Consider the following 22,837-nt stretch of genomic DNA (forward strand, 5'->3'; position numbering starts at 1 on the left):
GAATTCAGCTTTCCACTAACCCAGTGCTCACCGCGAACACTGGGTTTGTTTATATCTGGAACGATGCTTTTAATAGAGGGTAATCGCTCATTAAATCTGCTAAACTCTGCGCCCAATTCATTTTCAACCAATGTTAAGAGCACATACCCATGCCTTGGATTCAAATCAAGCTTAATGCGACCAACGAAAATGCCGAACAGATCGGCGACATGTTGATGGAAGAGACTGGCGCTCTTTCTGTCACTTTCCTTGATGCACAAGATACCCCTGTATTTGAGCCTCTGCCGGGTGAGACGCGACTTTGGGGTGATACGGATATCCTAGCTCTATACGACGCTGAAATTGATTCCAGCGCCGTTCTAGCACAAATCAAAGCAAGCAACATGTTCCCTGCTGATTTCGCTCACAAAGTCGAGCAGATCGAAGACAAAGACTGGGAGCGTGAATGGATGGACAACTTCCACCCAATGAAATTCGGTGAGCGCCTATGGATCTGCCCGAGCTGGCGTGACATCCCGGAACCGGACGCAGTAAACGTAATGCTTGACCCAGGTCTTGCATTTGGTACCGGTACACACCCAACAACGGCACTGTGTTTAGAGTGGCTGGAAGGCCTAGATCTATCTGGTAAGACAGTGATCGACTTCGGTTGTGGCTCTGGCATCCTAGCGATCGCAGCGATCAAACTAGGCGCAGCAAAAGTTATCGGGATCGACATTGATCCTCAAGCACTACTTGCATCAAAAGACAATGCCGAGCGCAATGGCGTTGCTGACCAACTGGAAGTGTTCCTTCCTCAAGATCAGCCAGAAGGCCTTATTGCTGATGTCGTGGTTGCGAACATCCTTGCAGGCCCACTACGTGAACTTTCAGGCATCATTAAGGGTCTAGTAAAAGAAGACGGTGTATTAGCGATGTCGGGTGTTTTAGATACACAAGCAGAAGACGTTGCGACTTATTACCGTGATGAGCTTCACATTGATCCGATTATCGAGCAGCAAGAGTGGTGTCGAATCTCTGGTCGCAAGCAAGGCTAGATAAGACTTTGAGCGCTAATTGACTGAATTTTATGCAAATTACAAAAACAAATTGTAAATGCTCAAATATTAGTCTTTTCACGCAGCAAAAAAATGCGTAAAATGCGCGCCCTTGCTGGTACAGAACTGTGATGACGTTTTGAAAATCGGAAATTATCAACTTAAGAACAATCTAATCGTCGCCCCAATGGCTGGCGTAACGGATAGACCATTCCGTGAGTTGTGTCTTCGCTATGGAGCGGGGATGGCAGTCAGTGAAATGATGTCCTCCAATCCAAAGGTTTGGAAAACGTCAAAGTCTCAGCAGCGTATGGTACATGAAGGCGAATCGGGCATTCGTTCAGTACAAATCGCTGGTGCAGATCCACAGCTTATGGCCGAAGCTGCGCAATTCAACGTTGAGAACGGTGCTCAAATCATCGATATCAACATGGGTTGTCCAGCCAAAAAAGTGAATAAGAAGCTTGCGGGCTCCGCACTACTGCAATACCCAGATCTTATTGAAGAGATCTTGAAGGCTGTAGTAAATGCGGTTGACGTTCCAGTAACGTTAAAAACTCGTACAGGCTGGGACACAGATAACAGAAACTGTGTCCAAATCGCTAAAATAGCCGAAAACTGCGGCATTCAAGCGCTTGCCCTTCACGGGAGAACTCGCGCTTGTATGTACAAAGGTGAGGCCGAATACAAACACATTAAAGCGGCGAAACAAGCTGTCTCTATACCGGTTATCGCTAACGGTGATATCGATAGCCCAGAGAAAGCGAAGTTTGTGCTGGAGTACACCGGTGCTGACGCTTTGATGATTGGCCGTCCTGCCCAAGGACGTCCTTGGATTTTCCAGGAAATCCACCACTATTTGGAAAACGGCACCACGATGGACCCACTCCCAACTTCGGAAGTGAAGGACATCATGCTTGGTCATGTTCACGCTCTGCATGAGTTTTATGGAGAGTTTTTAGGCCCGCGCATTGCTCGTAAGCATGTGGGTTGGTACCTAAAAGAACACGAACAAGCGAGTGAGTTTCGCCGTACCTTCAACGCACTCGAAGCAGGTGATCTGCAGCTTGAGGCGTTAGAAGGTTATTTTGATAACGTTGCACCATAATTACGAGAAGAGCTAGACCGAATATGTTCGAACAAAATCTGACTTCAGAAGCATTGACAGTGACTACAGTAACATCACAAGACCAAATCACGCAGAAACCACTACGTGATTCAGTGAAAGCATCATTGAAAAACTACCTTGCTCAATTAAACGGTCAAGAAGTCAGCGAGTTATACGAACTAGTATTAGCTGAAGTTGAACAGCCACTACTAGACACCATCATGCAGTACACTCGCGGTAACCAAACTCGCGCAGCAACTATGATGGGTATCAACCGCGGTACTCTTCGCAAGAAACTTAAAAAATACGGCATGAACTAATCGTTCTGACGTATAGAAATTTAAAGCCCAGCTTACTCAGTAAGTTGGGCTTTTTTTATATCGGTACTCAATCGCCGCAACAGCTGCCTTTCTGGGTATTCTCGGAATCCAATGCAGCTAAAATCGAGCAATGGCTTGCATCATCATCCACATGCCCACAACAAGCGTCATTGATTTTTTTCAGTGCGATTCGAATACGGCTCAACTCGGCAATTTTCTCATCAATCATCGTCAACTTAGCGCTGGTAATCGACTTCACTTCCGCACAACTGTGTTGCGTGGCCTCTAACCGAATATCGAGTAATTCTTTAATCTCTTCGAGGCTCAGGCCCAGCGCCTTTGATTTTAGAATGAATGTCACTTGTTTTTGGTTATTTTCATCATAGAGGCGATACCCAGATTCACTGCGACTTGCAGGGGCAATAAGACGGTTTTTCTCATAAAACCTCAGCGTATCCGCCGTCACGCCACAACGTTTCGCCAATTCTCCTATCTGAAACATAGTTTTTCCTGATTTTTCGTTACTGCCACAATTAACCTTTTCGTTACTTTTCAGGCTCAAATGGCAATTTTCATAATTATTTTTGAGATGCCAAACGATTGCGCGAGCTTTTTTGTAATAAATTAGTTAGAATGTGCGCCATCAAATTTGGAGACTGTTACTTTCTTAGGTATTAAACATAAGAAGAAGCGGAATCTCAAAGGTCTTTACCAAAACTGGCCAATATTTTATCTCTTGCTCTGTTGTACTCCACTCAGAGCGTAGAAGATAGAAACAAGTTCTTTTTTGGCAAATATCTTTATTTTAACTCCATGAATTTGAGGAAGATGGAAGCATGAATAACGCTCGTCCAATTCGCCGCGCCCTAATCAGCGTATCAGACAAAACTGGTATCGTTGAATTTGCACAAGCCCTTGCTAACCGTGGTGTCGATATTCTATCGACTGGTGGCACTGCTCGCCTGCTTGCTGAAAAAGGCATCTCTGTAACAGAAGTATCTGACTACACTGGCTTCCCAGAAATGATGGACGGCCGCGTTAAGACTCTACACCCAAAAGTTCATGGTGGCGTTCTAGGCCGTCGTGGTCAAGATGATGAAGTGATGGAAACTCACGGCATCAATCCTATCGATATGGTTGTTGTTAACCTATACCCATTCGCAGAAACTGTTGCTAAAGAAGGCTGTACCCTTGCTGACGCCGTTGAGAACATCGACATCGGTGGTCCAACAATGGTTCGCTCGGCAGCGAAAAACCACAAAGACGTAACTATCGTTGTGAACGCTCACGACTACGATCGCGTTATCGCTGAAATGGACGCGAACGAGAAGTCTCTAACACTAGAAACTCGTTTCGACCTGGCTATCGCAGCATTCGAGCACACAGCTTCTTACGACGGCATGATCGCTAACTACTTCGGCACTATGGTCCCATCTTACGGTGAGAACAAAGAAGGTGACGAAGAGAGCAAATTCCCTCGCACGTTCAACCAACAGTTCGAGAAAAAACAAGACATGCGCTACGGTGAGAACAGCCACCAAGCAGCAGCATTCTACGTTGAAGCGAACCCTGAAGAAGCGTCTGTTTCTACGGCTCGCCAAATCCAAGGTAAAGCACTTTCTTACAACAACATCGCTGACACTGACGCAGCACTTGAGTGTGTGAAAGAGTTCGACGAGCCAGCATGTGTGATCGTTAAGCACGCTAACCCATGTGGTGTAGCACTAGGTAAAGATATCCTAGAAGCTTACGACCGTGCGTTCAAAACAGACCCAACGTCTGCATTTGGCGGCATCATCGCATTTAACCGCGAACTAGACGCAGCGACAGCAACCGCTATCACTGAACGTCAATTCGTTGAAGTTATCATCGCGCCTTCTGTTTCTGCTGAAGCAGTAGAAATCGTCGCGGCTAAGAAAAACCTTCGCCTACTTGAGTGTGGTGAGTGGACAACTAAGACAACTGGCTTTGACGTAAAACGCGTTAACGGCGGCCTACTGGTTCAAGACCGCGACCAAGGTATGGTGTCTGAAGATGACCTTAAAGTCGTTTCTAAGCGTCAACCAACCGCTGAAGAGCTAAAAGATGCTCTATTCTGCTGGAAAGTAGCGAAGTACGTGAAATCTAACGCGATCGTTTACTCAAAAGGCGACATGACTATCGGTGTAGGCGCTGGCCAAATGAGCCGTGTTTACTCTGCGAAAATCGCAGGCATCAAAGCTGCAGACGAAGGTCTACAGGTTGAAGGTTGTGTAATGGCATCTGATGCATTCTTCCCATTCCGTGACGGTATCGACGCGGCTGCAGAAGCGGGCATCAAGTGTGTTATCCAACCAGGCGGCTCTATGCGTGATGACGAAGTTATCGCTGCAGCAGATGAGCACGGCATGGCGATGATCTTTACGGGCATGCGTCACTTCCGCCACTAGAAAGAAAAGATACGAGAGCGCTTCGCTACGGGAAACGAGAACGCTGCGCTCCGAGATGAGCAACACTCTCATTTAGTGTTGCTCAGACATTTTCTAGCTTTACTACTATCAATTTTGATTGAAGGTTTAAAACATGAATGTATTAATCATTGGTGCTGGCGGTCGTGAGCACGCTTTAGGTTGGAAAGCAGCACAAAACCCAAACGTTGAAACAGTTTTCGTTGCTCCGGGTAACGCAGGTACTGCACTTGAGCCAAAACTAGAAAACGTAAACATCGGTGTTGAAGACATCGCTGGTTTAGTGGCGTTTGCTCAAGAGAAAAAAATCGAGCTGACTATCGTTGGTCCAGAAGCGCCACTGGTTATTGGTGTGGTTGACGCGTTCCGCGAAGTGGGTCTACCTATCTTTGGTCCAACTCAAGCAGCAGCGCAGCTGGAAGGCTCTAAAGCATTCACTAAAGACTTCCTAGCTCGTCACGATATCCCAACCGGTTCTTACGCGAACTTCACTGAGATTGAGCCAGCTATCGCTTACGTTCGTGAGCAAGGTGCGCCAATCGTAGTTAAAGCTGACGGCCTTGCGGCTGGTAAAGGCGTTATCGTTGCAATGACCCTTGAAGAAGCAGAAGACGCAATCAAAGATATGCTCGCAGGCAACGCATTTGGCGAAGCTGGCAGCCGCGTAGTGATTGAAGAGTTCCTTGAAGGCGAAGAAGCAAGCTTTATCGTGATGGTAGACGGCTCTAGCGTACTGCCTATGGCCACCAGCCAAGACCACAAACGTGTGGGCGACAAAGACACTGGCCCTAACACTGGCGGCATGGGTGCTTACTCTCCTGCTCCTGTGGTCACGCCAGAAATCCACAACCGTATCCTGGAAGAGGTTATCTACCCAACGGTACGCGGTATGGATGCTGAAGGCGCACCTTACACTGGTTTCCTTTACGCTGGCCTAATGATCGACGCTGACGGCACTCCGAAAGTTATCGAATACAACTGCCGCTTCGGCGATCCAGAAACACAGCCTATCATGATGCGTATGGAGTCTGACCTTGTTGAGCTTTGCTTAATGGCTATCGACGAGAAGCTCGACCAAGCTGAGTCGAAGTGGGATCCACGTGCTTCAATCGGCGTTGTTCTTGCAGCTGGCGGATACCCTGCTGACTACGCAAAAGGTGACGTGATTTCACTACCTACAGGCGATGTTGAAGGTCAAAAAATCTTCCACGCTGGTACAGCGAATAACGAAGCTGGCGATGTTGTGACGAATGGCGGTCGAGTTCTATGTGCAACGGCCCTTGGCAATAGCGTTTCTGAGGCTCAGGAGCGTGCGTACGCGCTAACTAAGCAAGTTAGCTGGAATGGTATGTTCCACCGCAATGACATCGGTTACCGTGCGATTGAGCGCGAACAGAAGTAATCACTGTTAAGATTGCAGATACAAAAAAGGCGCATCATGCGCCTTTTTTAATTTTTGAGACTAATTTATACCAATCGTAGTAAATAATTGCTCACCCTAGCTTGTAAAAATGCTCGATAACTGCGTTAGAATTTTTGATTGTAGAATAACTACTTATCGAAACTCTCTGTTGAAAAAAGCTGCCTTGTTCTCAAGCCTTTTTCCTGCGCTATTTTTGATCACTTACTTACTGTGATTGGTATTACAGCCTTCAGAGTATTTGGCCTACCATGATCCTTTTACTCCAAATACTGCTCAACACCATAATTCTACTGCTCTTTCAGCAACGTAGGACGCACAATACAGTTGTGACTGTCTTCTGCTAGCATCAGCAGCTCTTCAACAGAAACACTCCCCTTACCAAGCGATACATTACCTAATACCGCCGCATAGCTGTCGACAGTTGCCAAGCGATTAATTACAAAGCTTGGTAATGTTTGGTTAAACTCAAACTCGGAGAACTCATCACCATCACAACTCTCAAATGAGCGGCCATTCCAGTAACCTTGTAGCAACTCTAAGCCTTCACCGTTTTGCTTATCAGTCGCGGTTAAGACACCACTCGCCTCTTTTTTGTAGCGCTCTAACTGTTCGGCTTGAATCGGTAAGATTTTTCCATCGATGCGATGTTGTTGATAGACCGCGTCACCCGATGTATTAAAGCGTACATGAACTCGGTATGGCACGAGTTTGCCATTAGAGTCGCGTTGTTCACCTTCACGGATGAATTCGCGTAGGATGCCATCTGACCAAGCATAATCGGTTTTGTACCAGCCATAATCGCCTACAGTAACGTAATCGGCAGAGCTGTGTGGCTGTGTAAGCTTATTCGTGACCCAGTAAAAGCTGGTTGCATCACCCATAACCTGACCGCCGGTGTAGGTTTCAAATTGTTCGAGATTTTGTGTCGGGTTAGATGAAGAACATCCAACGAGAAGTGCTGAGAAGAGAGAAACGAGAAGAAATGTTTTTTTCATAAAACCTGTACCGAGGTGGAATACGACTACCTCGGTACAGTTTAGATTATTTCACTGAATCTTTCAGTGCTTTACCCGCAACAAATGCTGGAACATTTGCAGCAGCGATTTGAATCTCATCACCAGTTTTTGGGTTACGACCAGTGCGAGCTGCACGGTGGTTTACTTTGAAAGTACCAAAACCAATTAGCTGAACTTGATCGCCGTCTTTAAGAGCATCAGTTACACCGCCAAGAGTCGCTTCTAGCGCAGCTTTCGCTTGAGCTTTAGAAAGGTCCGCTTTTTCAGCAATAAAGTCGATTAATTGGGTCTTGTTCATTTTAGGTTTCCCTTCTTTGTATTTTTAAATTCAATTCACTCTAAAACATAAATGCCCCATCTGGCAAAGGTTTGTCGACGATCTTTGACTCTAATGCCGTAGTTTTAGCCATAATATGAGTAATAACTCACAATTTGTTACTGAAATTCCCTTCCCAGCCCTTGTTTAAAGGGGGCTGAGACTAAAATTAATGATGACCAAAGCATCAATTTTTTTCTATAATCCAGCTTGAATCGCTGACAAAGCGTACAATCTATCATTAAGGGCAAACATGCTGCTGCTAACTATCTACGTCTCCATTGCTATTGGAGTTTCTTTCATCTGTTCTGTTTTGGAAGCTGTGCTACTGAGTATTAGTCCGAGCTACATCGCTCAACTAAAACAAAATGAGCATCCTGCGGCCGAGTCTCTCGACAAACTGAAAACAGACATCGATAGACCTCTCGCTTCTATCCTAACGCTTAACACCATCGCGCATACTATCGGTGCTGCGACAGCGGGTGCACAAGCGGCAGTTGTGTTTGGTAGCCAGTGGCTAGGTGTTTTCTCTGCCGTACTTACGTTAGGCATTCTAGTACTGTCAGAAATCGTACCTAAGACGATTGGTGCAACCTACTGGCGTCAGCTAGCACCAGCATCGTCTACTGTACTGCGCTGGATGGTGTTCTTCCTCACGCCATTTGTATGGTTCTCAGAACAAATTACCAAGCGTCTAGCACGTGGTCATGAAGCACCAAAGATGCGCGACGAATTATCTGCGATGGCGATCTTAGCGAAAGAGAGCGGTGAGTTTGCAGAGGGTGAATCTAAAATCCTCAGCAACCTGCTTGGCATTCAAGACGTACCTGTGACGCAGGTAATGACGCCACGCCCTGTCGTATTTCGTGTTGATGCTGATATGACAATTAATGAGTTTCTATCTGAGCACAAAGAGACGCCATTCTCACGCCCGTTGGTTTACAGCGAGCAGAGTGACAACATTATTGGCTTCGTGCACCGTTTGGAGCTATTCAAGCTACAACAAGCGGGCAGTGGTGAAAAATCACTGGGTGATGTAACGCGACCAATTCACGTGTTGCTTAACAACCTAGTGCTACCAAAAGCTTTCGACCAGATGATGGCTAAGCGCCTCCAACTAGCGATGGTGGTCGATGAGTACGGTACTATCCAAGGTATTATTACCCTTGAAGACATCTTTGAGCACCTAGTTGGCCAAGAGATTGTCGATGAAGCTGACAAAAATACAGACATGCAAGAGCTTGCGTTTCAGCGCTGGGAGAACTGGAAAGAGACCCACGGCGTAATCGAAAGCCGCGATGACGAGCATGAAGAAGAGCTCGAAGAGAAAGCGGAACAAAAAGAAGAGCTAGAGACTGAGGAAAAAACGGAAGCCAAAGCAGAAGTTAACCAAGAATCAGAAAGCTCTTCAACTGACAAAAAAGCATAATCAAGCGCATACAATAAAGGCTCCCTCGGGAGCCTTTACTTTTACTGTTCGATTGAAAGCTTAGATAGCAACACCGATGTTGCTCACAGGCTCTTCGCGCAGTTCATGACGCAGATCTTTAATCAACTCAATATCGCGCTCCGTGGTTTCACGTAGAGGGCGGAAGATAGCCCACTGAACGTCCCACTCTTCACATACTGCTTCGTTCTCTTTTTGGTTCTGGTTAGTCACTTCGTCTGCACCCTGAGCAAACTCCAGATCCGCAACTGTCTTAACCGACTGTTGGCTAACCTTAATCACCGCTTCAAACAGGTGCTCACGATCCAATAAGCCATGCAGTAGTGTAGCAAGACCTTGGCACGCGTCCATCGCAGGATATACACCGTAGAAGTCAAAATCTTCTGCACTTGGGAATAGCTCTTCAACTTTTTCTAGTTGACGCTCAAAGTTCACCTTCGCGGTTTTTACCGTTAGGATCTCCCAGACACTATCTAACACATCACGGTAGATTCGTGCTTCGGCAAATTCTGTATTCTCACAAAACATGGCATAGTTAGGGTACATACGCTCACACAGACACGCCATGAAAGTAATTTGTTGCCAAGGTTCTAGTTTTTCAAGACGAACCTGAAGTGGATTCTGTAGCATAGTCACTCAATAATTGCAGAAAAAGACAGCGAAAGTGTACTTGATAAACCTTAGGGAAAAAAGGTAAGCCGATGAACAATTTCACCAATAAACTCTATATTCTCACCGAGCACAACGAGACCTACCAACAACTGGTCCATGAACACGCCTTACCCGACCTAGAAATCACAGAAAACGCTGCAGAGGCTGACATTGTACTCGCCGCTCCACCTCTGGTAGCTCAACGCCTGAACGAGTTCACCAAGCTGGATTGGCTGCAAAGCACTTACGCCGGTATCAATGTGCTAACTAGCCCTGAGCTTCGTCAAGATTACACTCTCACCAACGTCAGAGGCATCTTCGGACCACTCATTGCAGAGTATGTACTGGGTTACAGCATCAGCCACCACCGCCACTTTCAACACTACCACCAGCAACAAACTCAAAAGCAGTGGCAACCACAGCTCTATCAATCGCTCAGCGGCCGCACCATGGTGATTCTCGGCACGGGCTCAATTGGTAGCCACCTTGCAAAAGTGTCACAAGCCTTCGGTATTCAAGCGATTGGAGTTAACCGCACTGGTATACCACCGCGCCAAAGCTCATTTGATAGCACTTACCATATCAACGAAGCACATGTTGCCTTCAAGCAGGCCGATATCATCGTCAATACCCTGCCCGCAACACCACAAACCAACAAACTGCTTAATGGTGAGCTGCTTAGTCATTGCCAAGGGGCACTGTTATTCAATGTGGGCCGTGGTAATACACTCGATGAAGCAGGCCTGTTGTTAGCACTCAAAAATCGTTGGATAGAGCACGCTTTCCTCGACGTGTTTGAAAGCGAACCATTAGCACAAGAACATCCTTTCTGGGGACTGCCTCAAATTACCATCACCCCTCATATTGCAGCCCTTAGCGAGCCGCGTCAGGTCGTCGAGATTTTTGCCAACAATTACCACTCTTGGCGCGATGGCTTCCAGCTCAAATACCAGATCGATTTCGACAAAGGCTACTAACTACTTCGCTTGTGGCGCTGCAATTGGGTACTCTTCGAACATCTGCTGAACCTGATCTTGAACGAACTCATTCCGTTCTTCAGAATCCATGGTTTCAGTCAGCTGTCTTTGAGAGACGGAGCGCCACACCACATCATTGGTTTGGGTATCGATCAAGTTTACGCTTAGCTTGCCGTATTTTTTCTCTTTGACTCGAGTTGGTGTACTAACCCCAGCGCCATATCGACTATTGATGCTGCCCGTACCAAAACCAAAACTAAAGGTGGGTCCATCCGCCAGCAATTCAGAGGCTTCTAAAATCTCATAGTAGACCGTCAATTGACCATCCGACTCCGACAAGCGCATCCCTCTCAGTGCCATCTCTTTGTCGACCGCTTTTTTAATTCTAGCGCCATCTAAGGTCACCGGAGTATTGGGGTCTTCATGATATTGATAGGTAGAAAAGCCACTAAAATCGACCGAGGAGTCGTAATCGGTCGCCACGTCCGAAGCGCAACCAGAAACCAGCATTGCACTTAATAACCAAGCAAAACCCACTCTCAACATACTCAACTCCTTCGAATTTCCACGTTATGTAGATCATAGTCGAAAATTATCGAGACACTCGTTGAAACGCCCAGAAACGAAAAAGCCCCTCACTGCAATAGCGAGGGGCTTTCGTATAAATCGAACTCTAAGTGTTACTTATGATAAGGCTTAGATAGTTCATGTACCGCTTCTACAAACACGCCTGCATTTTCTGGCGGCACGTCTAGGTGGATACCGTGACCAAGGTTAAATACGTGGCCAGTACCTGCGTCACCGAAGCCTTCAAGGATTGTAGAAACTTCTTCACGGATGCGCTCTGGAGAAGCGTAAAGCATAGAAGGATCCATGTTACCTTGCAGAGCAACCTTATCACCCACACGCTTCACAGCGTCTTGGATGTTGATTGTCCAATCTAGGCCAACTGCGTCACAGCCAGTCGCTGCGATCTGCTCTAGCCACATACCACCGTTCTTCGTGAATAGCGTTACTGGTACGCGACGACCGTCGTTTTCACGGATAAGACCGTCAACAATCTTGTGCATGTATTGCAGTGAGAATAGGTTGTAATCACGAGGAGTCAGTACACCGCCCCATGTATCAAATACCATTACTGACTGAGCGCCCGCTTTGATTTGTGCGTTCAGGTACTCGATTACGCTGTCTGCTAGCTTGTCTAGAAGTAGGTGCAGAGTTTGAGGTTCTGCATACATCATCTTCTTGATCTTAGTGAAGGCTTTAGAGCTACCACCCTCAACCATGTAAGTTGCTAGTGTCCATGGGCTACCAGAGAAACCGATCAGTGGCACGTCACCGTTTAGGTCTTTGCGGATCTGACGTACTGCATTCATTACGTACTGAAGTTCACCTTCTGGATCTGGCAGGCCAATTTTTTCTACGTCTGCTTTGCAAGTAATTGGCTTATCAAATACTGGACCTTCACCCGCGGCAAAGCGTAACTCAAGACCCATTGCATCAGGAATCGTCAAAATATCTGAGAACAAGATTGCTGCATCAAGAGGGAAGCGACGCAGAGGTTGAAGCGTTACTTCAGATGCTAGTTCAGCGTTCTTACAAAGCGACATAAAGTCACCCGCTTCAGCACGAGTTGCTTTGTACTCTGGAAGATAACGACCTGCTTGGCGCATCATCCATACTGGCGTGTAATCAACAGGCTGTTTTAAGAGTGCGCGTAGATAGCGATCATTTTTTAATTCGGTCATTCCGTAAATTCCAATTCAATCTTGTCTAGTTGTTTGCGGGTATTCTAACACTGATTGCAGGGTAAAAGCTGTGTGCTTTGCAACCTAGATCAAGTTATTAACTTTTAAATCAATGCTTAATTTGCACCCAATCGTAGGCACATGTTAAAAATTTGTTCGCTAGCGAAAATTACAATTATAACACTGAGTTCCTACAACTCAGCATCTCATAACGACATCTTACTTACCCCCTCCACTTGTGGAGGGTTTTTTTTAGGTATTTGACCACCCATAGGCCAAATACTCCTATAGGCCAATCCACCCCTTTTCAGACAAGCTTAATCCGCACCAATGTCTTCAAGCGTCTGCTCTATCAGTGCTCTTGCTATTGTCCCTTTCGGCGCGACTTCTGGCATAGAATCTTTCGTAAACCATTGAGCATCGGACAGTTCGCTGTAGTCTGGTTTCAACACGCCACCAGCATAATCAGCAAGAAAGCCCATCATCATACTGGAAGGGAAAGCCCAAGGTTGGCTGCCAAAGTAGCGAATGTTCGTGACATCAATACCCGTTTCTTCTTTCACTTCACGAGCAACACACTGTTCAAGTGTCTCTCCGACCTCTAGGAAGCCCGCTATCACCGTATACATCCCGGTTTTGTGCCTTGGGTGCTGAGCAAGCAAAATCTTATTGTCGTGTCTTACAGCAACAATGATGCATGGAAAGATTCTTGGATAATGCAACGTACGGCAATCACCGCATTGCATCGCAACTTGATTGTGATTGAGGTGGTTACGTCCGCCACATTGTGGGCAAAAACGCATGCTTTGGCTCATGTGGCCGTACTGAATCGCCTTACTCGCTAACAGGAATAGCGCTTCGGGCCAGTGCAGCAGTTCACGCAGGCTTTGCATTTCAAATTGAAGTTCGCTGTCAGAATCATTTAGCCAATAAACATTGTGATTTTGATACTGGCCAATACATATCGCGTGTTCAGTATTGAGTTCGAATTCCACAGCAGTACCAAGAGGTAGACGACCTTCTAAGGTCCAAATATCGCTTCCCGAGACCACACACCAGTAAGCTTTGTCAGTCATCTTACCGTCACTTTTTTTTAACATCCCTATGCCTCATTGCTTGCAGTTCGTTCATTTTACTGGCAATCTAATTTCATACTAGAGTTGTAGCCGATATTAATTCAGGCTATTACTTTTAGTAGCGTATAACAAATGGACCCCTACTTAAGCACTTATCATGATCACAAGGTTGTGATCAGATCATGAGGACATGGTCATGCTAAATAAATTTAAACAAGTACAAGAACAATGGGGTGGCTCGAATGAGGTCATCGATCATTGGCTCGAAACTCGACAGTCTCTAATCGTCGAATATTGCAAGCTTGGTACCCTTCAGCCAGCTAACGGGCAATCAAACGTTGTTGAACTCCCTTCTCCTAAAGAAATCAGCTCATTCTGCGATCACGTTGTTGATTATATCTCGGAAGGTCATTTTAAGATCTACGACATGGTCATGGAAAAATGGCAAGCGACTGGTTTTAAAACCAACGACGAAATCGACACAACTTACGCGAAGATCGTACTCACCACCGAGCCACTGCTAGAGTTCAATGATAAATACGTTAAAGTAAGTGCAGACGATGAGTTGCCAAATTTCGAAACAGACATGTCGAAAGTTGGTGAACTGCTCGAAGTGCGTTTTGAAGTGGAAGATCACCTTATCCAGCTTATTGCCGATAGTTTAGCGATTCCGCCTGGCGCTTAAGCAAGAAGTGATAAGAAGATGAAACAGTGAGGGTTGGCGTTTATTCGTCAGCCCTTTTGCGTTTTTAGAACGGCATTTCTCAATAGTAAAAACTCATAATTCGAGTTCTCTTTACGTAGTGAAAGTTAGAGGTGACTCCCTATTCGCTTCTTCTTACGATACGGAATGATACTTTCCCTTCACCCAAAAACAAAAAAGGCACCCGAGGGTGCCTTTTCTTTTAAGCTCTTAACGATTACTCGTCAGAAGAGAAGCCTGCATTTAGAAGTGCAGCTAGGTTGTCAGTAGCTTGTTCAGCTGAAGGACCTTCTTGCTCTTCTTCGCGCTTAGCTTGACGCTCTTGGTGGTATGCGAAACCAGTACCAGCTGGGATCAGACGACCAACAATAACGTTCTCTTTCAGACCACGTAGGTCATCACGCTTACCAGAAACCGCAGCTTCTGTTAGTACGCGAGTTGTCTCCTGGAACGATGCCGCAGAGATGAACGACTCAGTTGCTAGAGATGCTTTAGTAATACCTAGTAGTTCGCGCTCGAAGCGTACTAGTTCTTTACCTTCCGCTTCTAGAGCGCGGTTAGCAATCTTAACTTGTGAGTATTCAACTTGCTCGCCAGGTAGGAACTCAGAGTCACCTGCGTGCGTGATTGTACACTTACGTAGCATTTGACGAACGATAGTCTCGATGTGCTTATCGTTAATCTTTACGCCTTGTAGACGGTAAACTTCTTGAACTTCGTTCGCGATGTACTGAGTCACAGCGTGAATACCACGTAGACGTAGGATGTCATGTGGAGTTTCTGGACCGTCAGCGATTACATCACCACGTTCAATCTTCTCACCTTCAAACACGTTCAGTTGACGATGCTTAGGAATCATCTCTTCGTAAGTTTCGCCACCCTCGCGAGTGATAACTAGACGACGCTTACCTTTCGTTTCTTTACCGAAAGACACAGTACCTGTGTGCTCAGCAAGGATCGCAGGCTCTTTAGGCTTACGAGCTTCGAATAGGTCTGCTACGCGTGGTAGACCACCGGTGATATCTTTGTTACCGCCAGATTTCTGAGGGATACGTGCAAGAGTGTCACCAATGCCAACTTCTGCGCCATCTTCGATGTTTACAATCGCTTTACCAGGTAGGAAGTAGTGAGCTGGCATATCAGTACCAGGGATCATTACGTCGTTGCCTGCTGCATCAACAAGTTTGATAGCTGGACGCATATCTTTACCTGCTGCTGGACGCGCTGCTGCATCAGTTACCTCAGAAGAAGATAGACCTGTTAGGTCATCTGTCTGACGAGAAACTGTTACGCCATCGATCATGTCTACGAACTGGATGCGACCTGCCACTTCAGTGATGATTGGCATAGTGTGCGCTTCCCAGTTAGCTACTACTTCACCCGCATCAACTGAATCTTCGTGACCTTTAGTCAGCGTAGAACCGTAAGGAAGTTTGTGCTTCTCTTTCGTACGACCGAACTCATCAACGATGGTTAGTTCAGATGCACGAGAAGTGATTACAAGCTTATTGTCTTTGTTGATAACGAATTTAGCGTTGTGTAGCTTAACCGTACCTGTAGTCTTAGCTTGGATGCTGTTCTCTGCTGCTGCAGTAGATGCCGCACCACCGATGTGGAACGTACGCATCGTTAGCTGTGTACCCGGTTCACCGATAGATTGTGCAGCGATAACACCAACTGCTTCACCTTGGTTCACTAGGTGACCACGTGCTAGGTCACGACCGTAACACTGTGCACAACAACCGAAGTCAGCGTCACACGTTACAACTGAACGCACTTTGATGCTGTCTACAGAGTTGTCTTCCATGATCTGACACCACTTCTCATCAATCAGAGTATTACGTGGAATTAGAACATCTTCAGAACCAGGCTTAAGAACGTCTTCAGCTACTACACGACCTAGAGCAAGCTCAGAAAGTGCAACTTTAACGTCACCACCTTCGATGTGAGGCATCATGTCGATACCTTCGTGCGTGCCACAGTCATGTTCGTGTACTACAACGTCTTGAGCAACGTCTACTAGACGACGAGTTAGGTAACCCGAGTTCGCTGTTTTCAGTGCAGTATCCGCAAGACCCTTACGAGCACCGTGCGTTGAGATAAAGTACTGAAGTACGTTTAGACCTTCTTTAAAGTTCGCAGTGATCGGTGTCTCGATGATTGAGCCATCTGGACGTGCCATCAGACCACGCATACCTGCTAGCTGACGAATCTGAGCTGCAGAACCACGAGCGCCCGAGTCGGCCATCATGTAGATGCTGTTGAACGATTCTTGCTGCTCTTCTTCACCGTCACGGTTAATAACAGTTTCAGAAGATAGGTTATCCATCATCGCTTTCGCAACGCGGTCGTTCGTAGAAGCCCAGATATCGATAACTTTGTTGTAACGCTCACCCGCAGTAACAAGACCAGATTGGAATTGCTCTTGGATTTCGCGAACTTCTTCTTCAGCAGATTCGATCTCATCGTATTTCGCTTGAGGTACAACCATGTCGTTGATACCTACAGAAACACCAGAAAGTGCTGCGTATGCAAAACCTGCGTACATGATTTGGTCAGCAAAGACTACAGTGTCTTTCAGGCCAAGCTTACGATATGCCTCGTTAAGCAGGTTAGAAATCTGTTTCTTACCAAGCTTTTGGTTAACTAGGCTGAACGGTAGGCCCGCTGGAACGATTTGCCATAGCATTGCACGGCCGACAGTTGTATCAACCATCTTCGTTTCAGTTGTGCTGTTACCATCTTCGTCTTTAACAGTCTCAGTGATACGAACTTTAACGCGAGCGTGTAGCTCAGCAGTCTTAGTACGGTATGCCTTCTCAGCCTCTGCAGGGCCAGCAAGGTACATACCTTCGCCTTTCACGTTGATCTTGTCACGAGTCATGTAGTAAAGACCCAATACAACGTCCTGAGAAGGTACGATGATCGGATCACCTGACGCTGGCGACAGAATGTTGTTTGTCGACATCATCAGTGTACGTGCTTCAAGCTGTGCTTCTAGAGTTAGAGGCACGTGTACCGCCATTTGGTCACCATCGAAGTCGGCGTTGTATGCCGCACACACTAGTGGGTGAAGCTGGATCGCTTTACCTTCGATTAGTACTGGTTCAAACGCTTGGATACCTAGACGGTGAAGTGTAGGTGCACGGTTAAGCAGTACTGGGTGTTCGCGGATTACTTCGTCTAGGATATCCCAAACGATAGCTTCTTCGCGCTCTACCATCTTCTTAGCAGCTTTGATTGTCGTAGCCATGCCACGAGTCTCTAGCTTGCTGTAGATGAACGGCTTAAATAGCTCAAGTGCCATCTTCTTAGGAAGACCACACTGATGTAGACGAAGGTATGGACCTACTGTGATTACAGAACGGCCAGAGTAGTCTACACGTTTACCTAGAAGGTTCTGACGGAAACGACCTTGTTTACCCTTGATCATATCAGCAAGAGATTTCAGAGGACGCTTGTTAGAACCAGTGATCGCACGACCGCGACGACCGTTATCTAGAAGGGCATCAACAGACTCTTGCAGCATACGCTTTTCGTTACGTACGATGATGTCTGGAGCCGCTAGCTCTAGAAGACGCTTCAAACGGTTGTTACGGTTGATCACACGACGGTAAAGGTCGTTCAGATCTGAAGTCGCAAAACGACCGCCATCTAGAGGTACTAGAGGACGTAGATCTGGCGGAAGAACCGGAAGTACAGTCAGAATCATCCATTGCGGATCGTTACCCGATGCAATGAACGCTTCAACTAGCTTCAGGCGCTTAGTGATCTTCTTACGCTTAGTTTCAGAGTTAGTTGTTTCCAACTCTTCGCGCATTTCTTCCACTTCTTGATGAAGGTCCATTGTTGCAAGCAGATCTTTGATCGCTTCTGCACCCATCTTAGCAGTGAATTCATCACCCCACTCTTCTAGACGATCCAGATACTCTTCTTCAGTAAGCATCTGAGATTTTTCTAGATCAGTCATACCTGGTTCAGTTACTACGTACATTTCGAAGTAAAGAACACGTTCGATATCACGTAGAGGGATATCCATTAGTAGACCGATACGAGACGGTAGCGATTTTAGGAACCAGATGTGAGCAACTGGTGAAGCAAGCTCGATGTGGCCCATACGGTCACGACGAACTTTAGTTTGTGTAACTTCTACGCCACACTTCTCACAGATAACACCACGGTGTTTCAGACGCTTGTATTTGCCACAAAGACATTCGTAGTCTTTAACTGGACCAAAGATACGCGCACAGAACAGACCATCGCGCTCAGGTTTGAACGTACGATAGTTGATCGTCTCAGGTTTTTTAACTTCACCGAAAGACCATGAACGGATCATGTCTGGTGAAGATAGACCGATTTTGATTGCATCAAATTCTTCGGTCTTATGCTGCGCTTTTAGAAAGTTTAATAAGTCTTTCACAATCAGCTCCTGTAAGGAGTTAAAAGGAGCTCACCCGCAAAAGTGAGCACCTTCTACCAATAATCCCGTGGGGATTACTCTTCGTCTTCTAGCTCGATGTTAATACCTAGCGAGCGGATCTCTTTCAACAATACGTTGAACGATTCTGGCATGCCAGGTTCCATGCTATGGTTGCCATCTACGATGTTCTTATACATCTTAGTACGGCCGTTAACGTCATCCGACTTAACTGTTAGCATTTCTTGAAGCGTGTAAGCAGCACCGTATGCTTCTAGTGCCCATACTTCCATCTCACCGAAACGCTGACCACCGAACTGAGCTTTACCACCAAGTGGTTGCTGAGTTACTAGGCTGTAAGAACCAGTTGAACGAGCGTGCATCTTGTCATCAACAAGGTGGTTTAGTTTCAGCATGTACATGTAACCAACAGTTACAGGACGCTCAAACGCATCACCAGTACGACCATCAAACAGAGTTAGCTGACCAGATTCTGGTAGGTCACCCAGTTTAAGTAGTTCTTTGATTAACGCTTCAGAAGCACCGTCGAACACAGGAGTAGCAATCGGTAGACCGCCACGTAGGTTCTTGATCAGAGTACGAACTTGATCATCAGACAGTTCAGCAATGTCGACTTTCTGACGAGTATCACCAAGATCGTAAACCTTCTGTAGGAACTCACGGAACTTGTGCAGTTCTTGTTGTTCCTTAACCATTTGGTTGATCTTGTCACCGATACCTTTCGCAGCCAGACCTAAGTGTACTTCTAGGATCTGACCGATGTTCATACGCGATGGTACACCCAGTGGGTTTAGTACGATGTCGACAGGTTGACCTTTCTCATCGTATGGCATGTCTTCAACAGGGTTAATCTTAGAGATTACACCTTTGTTACCGTGACGACCCGCCATCTTATCACCAGGCTGGATGCGACGTTTAACTGCTAGGTAAACCTTAACAATCTTCAGTACGCCAGGCGCTAGATCATCACCTTGAGTGATCTTACGACGCTTAGTTTCAAACTTCTTATCGAAGTCAGCTTTTAGCTCATCCCACTGCTCAGCAAGTTGCTCAAGCTGTGATTGTAGCGCGTCGTCTTCTAGTGCTTGCTCTAGCCACTTCTTGCGGCCGATTGCATCAAGCTTAGCTTCAGAGTAACCACCAGACAGAAGAACAGCTTTAACACGGTTAAGAAGGCCACCCTCAAGAATTTGGAACTCTTCAGTTAGGTCTTTCTTAGCTTCTTTCAGCTGCATCTGTTCGATTTCAAGTGCACGCTTGTCTTTCTCTACGCCATCGCGAGTGAAGACTTGTACATCGATGATCGTACCTGAAACAGAGTTTGGTACACGTAGAGAAGTATCTTTAACATCAGATGCTTTCTCACCGAAGATCGCACGTAGTAGCTTCTCTTCAGGAGTCAGTTGAGTTTCACCTTTAGGTGTTACTTTACCAACTAGGATGTCGCCACCCTTAACTTCAGCACCAATGTAAACGATACCTGACTCGTCTAGTTTAGACAGAGCAGACTCACCTACGTTTGGAATATCAGCTGTGATCTCTTCAGAGCCCAGCTTAGTATCACGAGCCACACAAGATAGTTCTTGGATGTGGATAGTCGTGAAACGGTCTTCTTGAACTACGCGCTCAGATACTAAGATCGAGTCTTCGAAGTTGTAGCCGTTCCAAGGCATGAATGCGATACGCATGTTTTGACCAAGAGCTAGCTCACCAAGGTCTGTTGAAGGACCGTCAGCTAGTACGTCGCCACGTGATACAGGTTCACCTGGAAGCACAGTAGGACGTTGGTTAATACATGTGTTTTGGTTAGAACGCGTGTACTTAGTTAGGTTGTAGATGTCGATACCAGCTTCGCCAGGTACTAGCTCATCTTCGTTAACCTTAACTACGATACGAGAAGCGTCTACAGACTGAATCATACCACCACGTTTAGCTACGGCTGTTACACCAGAGTCTACTGCGATGTTACGTTCGATACCTGTACCAACTAGAGGCTTATCAGCTTTTAGAGTTGGAACTGCTTGACGTTGCATGTTCGCACCCATCAATGCACGGTTCGCATCATCGTGTTCTAGGAACGGGATAAGCGATGCAGCGATAGATACTACTTGGTTTGTCGCAACGTCCATGTAGTCAACGTGGTCGCGTGGGTGAAGACCAGATTCACCTTTTTGACGAGCAGTGATTAGCTCATCAGCGAACGTACCTTCTTCAGTAAGAACGGTGTTCGCCTGCGCGATTACAAATTGACCTTCCTGGATTGCAGATAGGTAATCTACTTCGTCTGTTACAACACCATCTACTACGCGACGGTACGGAGTCTCTAGGAAACCGTAGTCGTTACAACGCGCGAATGCAGATAGCGAGTTAATTAGACCGATGTTTGGACCTTCAGGCGTTTCGATCGGACATAGACGACCGTAGTGAGTTACGTGTACGTCACGTACTTCGAAGCCTGCGCGTTCACGAGTTAGACCACCTGGACCTAAAGCAGAAATACGACGCTTGTGCGTTACTTCTGACAATGGGTTGTTTTGGTCCATGAACTGCGAAAGCTGTGAAGAGCCAAAGAATTCTTTAACAGCAGCAGAAATAGGCTTAGCGTTGATTAGGTCTTGAGGCATGATTGCATCAAGATCACCAAGGCTTAGGCGCTCTTTAACAGCACGTTCTACACGAACTAGACCAACACGGAATTGGTTCTCTGCCATTTCACCTACTGAACGGATACGACGGTTACCTAGGTGGTCGATATCATCAACTTCACCTTTACCGTTACGGATAGCGATCAGTTTCTTCATCACTTCGATGATGTCTGATTCGTCTAGCGTACCGCGCTCTTCTTCTTCTTCACGCTCGATAGAGCTGTTGAACTTCATACGGCCTACAGTTGATAGGTCGTAGCGTTCTTCAGAGAAGAATAGGCTTTCGAATAGAGCTTCTGCAGCTTCTTTTGTTGGTGGCTCGCCAGGGCGCATCATGCGGTAGATTTCTACAAGCGCAGAGATGCGATCTACAGTGCTGTCTGCACGTAGAGTGTCTGACATGAATGGACCATGGTCTAGGTCATTCGTGAACAGTACTTCTAGAGCTTTGTGACCTGCTTGAGATAGGTTAGCAAGTGCCTCTAGGCTGATCTCTTGGTTAGCACCAACAATGATCTCGCCAGTTGCTTCGTTGATGTAATCTTTCGATGCAACTTTACCAACGATGTACTCTACTGGTACTTCGATGTGTTCAACGCCATCTTTCTCAAGTTGACGGATGTGACGAGCAGTAACACGACGACCAGTTTCAACGTAAACTTTACCGTCTGCTTCGATATCGAATGACGCAGTTTCACCACGTAGACGATCTGGAACCAACTCCATTAGTAGAGTTTGGTCTTTCACTTCGAAGTTCACTTTCTCGAAGAATAGATCTAGGATCTCTTCTGTCGATTTACCTAGTGCACGAAGGATGATCGAAGCTGGTAGCTTACGACGACGGTCGATACGTACGAATAAGTTGTCCTTAGGATCGAACTCAAAGTCTAACCATGAGCCACGGTAAGGAATTACACGTGCGTTATAAAGAACTTTACCTGATGAGTGGGTTTTACCCTTATCACTGTCGAAGAACACGCCTGGGCTTCGGTGCAGCTGGGATACGATAACCCTCTCGGTACCATTGATTACGAAAGTACCATTGTCTGTCATAAGCGGAATTTCGCCCATGTAGACTTCTTGTTCTTTAATGTCTTTTACAGTACCTGCTGGCGCATCTTTATCAAAGATAACTAGACGTAGTTTAACGCGTAGTGGCTTTGAGTAAGTTACACCGCGGATTTGACATTCTTTAACGTCAAAAACTGGCTCACCAAGACGGTAGCTAACGTATTGCAGCTCAGAATTGCCGTTGTAGCTCTGAATTGGGAATACAGAACGAAAAGCAGCCTCAAGACCGTATTGACCTTCAGGATCCTGTTCGATGAATTTGTCGAAAGAATCAAGCTGGATCGATAACAGGTATGGAATGTCCAAAACTTGTGGACGAGTACCAAAGTCCTTACGGATGCGCTTTTTCTCGGTATAAGAGTAAACCATGGGGTTCCTCAGCTCGCTGATAAGTGACCCAAACTACCCGAAACA

Annotated in this window: 17 protein-coding genes; 8 read left to right on the forward strand and 9 right to left on the reverse strand. The window is 46.3% G+C overall.

Features of this window, described 5'->3' with window-relative positions:
* Nucleotides 1-149 precede the first annotated feature (149 nt).
* The 3 genes from prmA (at nucleotide 150) to fis (ending at nucleotide 2,465) form a co-directional block, all read left to right on the forward strand.
* Complete coding sequence (gene prmA, locus OCV50_RS13535) at nucleotides 150-1,037, forward strand: 50S ribosomal protein L11 methyltransferase (protein ID WP_261903275.1); 888 nt, start codon at nucleotides 150-152, stop codon at nucleotides 1,035-1,037.
* A gap of 139 nt (nucleotides 1,038-1,176) precedes the next feature.
* Nucleotides 1,177-2,145 carry a tRNA dihydrouridine synthase DusB gene (gene dusB, locus OCV50_RS13540; RefSeq protein ID WP_172974252.1) on the forward strand — a complete coding sequence of 323 codons (969 nt, stop codon included), beginning with the start codon at nucleotides 1,177-1,179 and terminating at the stop codon, nucleotides 2,143-2,145.
* Nucleotides 2,146-2,168: 23 nt separating this feature from the next.
* Nucleotides 2,169-2,465, forward strand: coding sequence for a DNA-binding transcriptional regulator Fis (gene fis / locus OCV50_RS13545; protein ID WP_004729744.1), 297 nt, complete (start codon nucleotides 2,169-2,171; stop codon nucleotides 2,463-2,465).
* 67 nt (nucleotides 2,466-2,532) lie between these two features.
* On the opposite strand, the gene zntR is transcribed toward fis, so the two are convergent.
* Nucleotides 2,533-2,967: a Zn(2+)-responsive transcriptional regulator gene (gene zntR / locus OCV50_RS13550; protein ID WP_261903276.1), complete on the reverse strand. Its 435-nt coding sequence runs from the start codon at nucleotides 2,965-2,967 to the stop codon at nucleotides 2,533-2,535.
* A gap of 334 nt (nucleotides 2,968-3,301) precedes the next feature.
* On the opposite strand from zntR, the gene purH reads away from it, so the two are divergent.
* On the forward strand, nucleotides 3,302-4,894 hold the full coding sequence (purH, locus tag OCV50_RS13555; protein ID WP_261903277.1) for a bifunctional phosphoribosylaminoimidazolecarboxamide formyltransferase/IMP cyclohydrolase: 1,593 nt from the start codon (nucleotides 3,302-3,304) through the stop codon (nucleotides 4,892-4,894).
* Nucleotides 4,895-5,027: 133 nt separating this feature from the next.
* Nucleotides 5,028-6,314 (forward strand): phosphoribosylamine--glycine ligase, encoded by a 1,287-nt coding sequence (gene purD, locus OCV50_RS13560; RefSeq protein ID WP_261903278.1) that lies wholly within the window; start codon nucleotides 5,028-5,030, stop codon nucleotides 6,312-6,314.
* 308 nt (nucleotides 6,315-6,622) lie between these two features.
* Here the strand turns inward: purD and OCV50_RS13565 are convergent, their stop codons facing one another.
* Nucleotides 6,623-7,330, reverse strand: coding sequence for a DUF1481 domain-containing protein (locus OCV50_RS13565; protein WP_239841975.1), 708 nt, complete (start codon nucleotides 7,328-7,330; stop codon nucleotides 6,623-6,625).
* 46 nt (nucleotides 7,331-7,376) lie between these two features.
* Nucleotides 7,377-7,649: a nucleoid-associated protein HU-alpha gene (hupA, locus tag OCV50_RS13570; RefSeq protein ID WP_004729753.1), complete on the reverse strand. Its 273-nt coding sequence runs from the start codon at nucleotides 7,647-7,649 to the stop codon at nucleotides 7,377-7,379.
* Nucleotides 7,650-7,920: 271 nt separating this feature from the next.
* Here hupA and OCV50_RS13575 point away from each other — a divergent pair, with 271 nt between their 5' ends.
* Entirely contained in the window at nucleotides 7,921-9,096 is a 1,176-nt protein-coding gene (locus OCV50_RS13575) for a CNNM domain-containing protein (protein WP_261903279.1), read from the forward strand.
* A gap of 60 nt (nucleotides 9,097-9,156) precedes the next feature.
* Here OCV50_RS13575 and OCV50_RS13580 read toward each other — a convergent pair whose 3' ends face one another.
* Nucleotides 9,157-9,744, reverse strand: a complete 588-nt coding sequence (locus OCV50_RS13580; RefSeq protein ID WP_239841977.1) for a YjaG family protein — start codon at nucleotides 9,742-9,744, stop codon at nucleotides 9,157-9,159.
* A 71-nt stretch (nucleotides 9,745-9,815) separates the two neighbouring features.
* Here OCV50_RS13580 and OCV50_RS13585 point away from each other — a divergent pair, with 71 nt between their 5' ends.
* Nucleotides 9,816-10,742, forward strand: coding sequence for a D-2-hydroxyacid dehydrogenase (locus OCV50_RS13585; RefSeq protein WP_261903280.1), 927 nt, complete (start codon nucleotides 9,816-9,818; stop codon nucleotides 10,740-10,742).
* On the opposite strand, the gene OCV50_RS13590 is transcribed toward OCV50_RS13585, so the two are convergent.
* The 3 genes from OCV50_RS13590 to nudC form a co-directional block, all read right to left on the reverse strand.
* Entirely contained in the window at nucleotides 10,743-11,288 is a 546-nt protein-coding gene (locus tag OCV50_RS13590) for a DUF4136 domain-containing protein (RefSeq protein ID WP_261903281.1), read from the reverse strand.
* Between the two features lie 134 nt (nucleotides 11,289-11,422).
* Nucleotides 11,423-12,490, reverse strand: a complete 1,068-nt coding sequence (hemE, locus tag OCV50_RS13595; protein WP_032549917.1) for a uroporphyrinogen decarboxylase — start codon at nucleotides 12,488-12,490, stop codon at nucleotides 11,423-11,425.
* A gap of 317 nt (nucleotides 12,491-12,807) precedes the next feature.
* Entirely contained in the window at nucleotides 12,808-13,590 is a 783-nt protein-coding gene (nudC, locus tag OCV50_RS13600; RefSeq protein ID WP_261903282.1) for an NAD(+) diphosphatase, read from the reverse strand.
* A gap of 166 nt (nucleotides 13,591-13,756) precedes the next feature.
* On the opposite strand from nudC, the gene rsd reads away from it, so the two are divergent.
* Entirely contained in the window at nucleotides 13,757-14,251 is a 495-nt protein-coding gene (rsd, locus tag OCV50_RS13605; RefSeq protein ID WP_239841981.1) for a sigma D regulator, read from the forward strand.
* Nucleotides 14,252-14,486: 235 nt separating this feature from the next.
* On the opposite strand, the gene rpoC is transcribed toward rsd, so the two are convergent.
* Both rpoC and rpoB read right to left on the reverse strand, forming a co-directional pair.
* Nucleotides 14,487-18,689: a DNA-directed RNA polymerase subunit beta' gene (gene rpoC, locus OCV50_RS13610; RefSeq protein ID WP_239841982.1), complete on the reverse strand. Its 4,203-nt coding sequence runs from the start codon at nucleotides 18,687-18,689 to the stop codon at nucleotides 14,487-14,489.
* A gap of 74 nt (nucleotides 18,690-18,763) precedes the next feature.
* Complete coding sequence (gene rpoB, locus OCV50_RS13615; RefSeq protein WP_239841983.1) at nucleotides 18,764-22,792, reverse strand: DNA-directed RNA polymerase subunit beta; 4,029 nt, start codon at nucleotides 22,790-22,792, stop codon at nucleotides 18,764-18,766.
* Nucleotides 22,793-22,837: the final 45 nt, after the last annotated feature.

The sequence above is a fragment of the Vibrio fortis genome (assembly GCF_024347475.1).
In the GTDB taxonomy this organism is placed as follows: domain Bacteria; phylum Pseudomonadota; class Gammaproteobacteria; order Enterobacterales; family Vibrionaceae; genus Vibrio; species Vibrio fortis.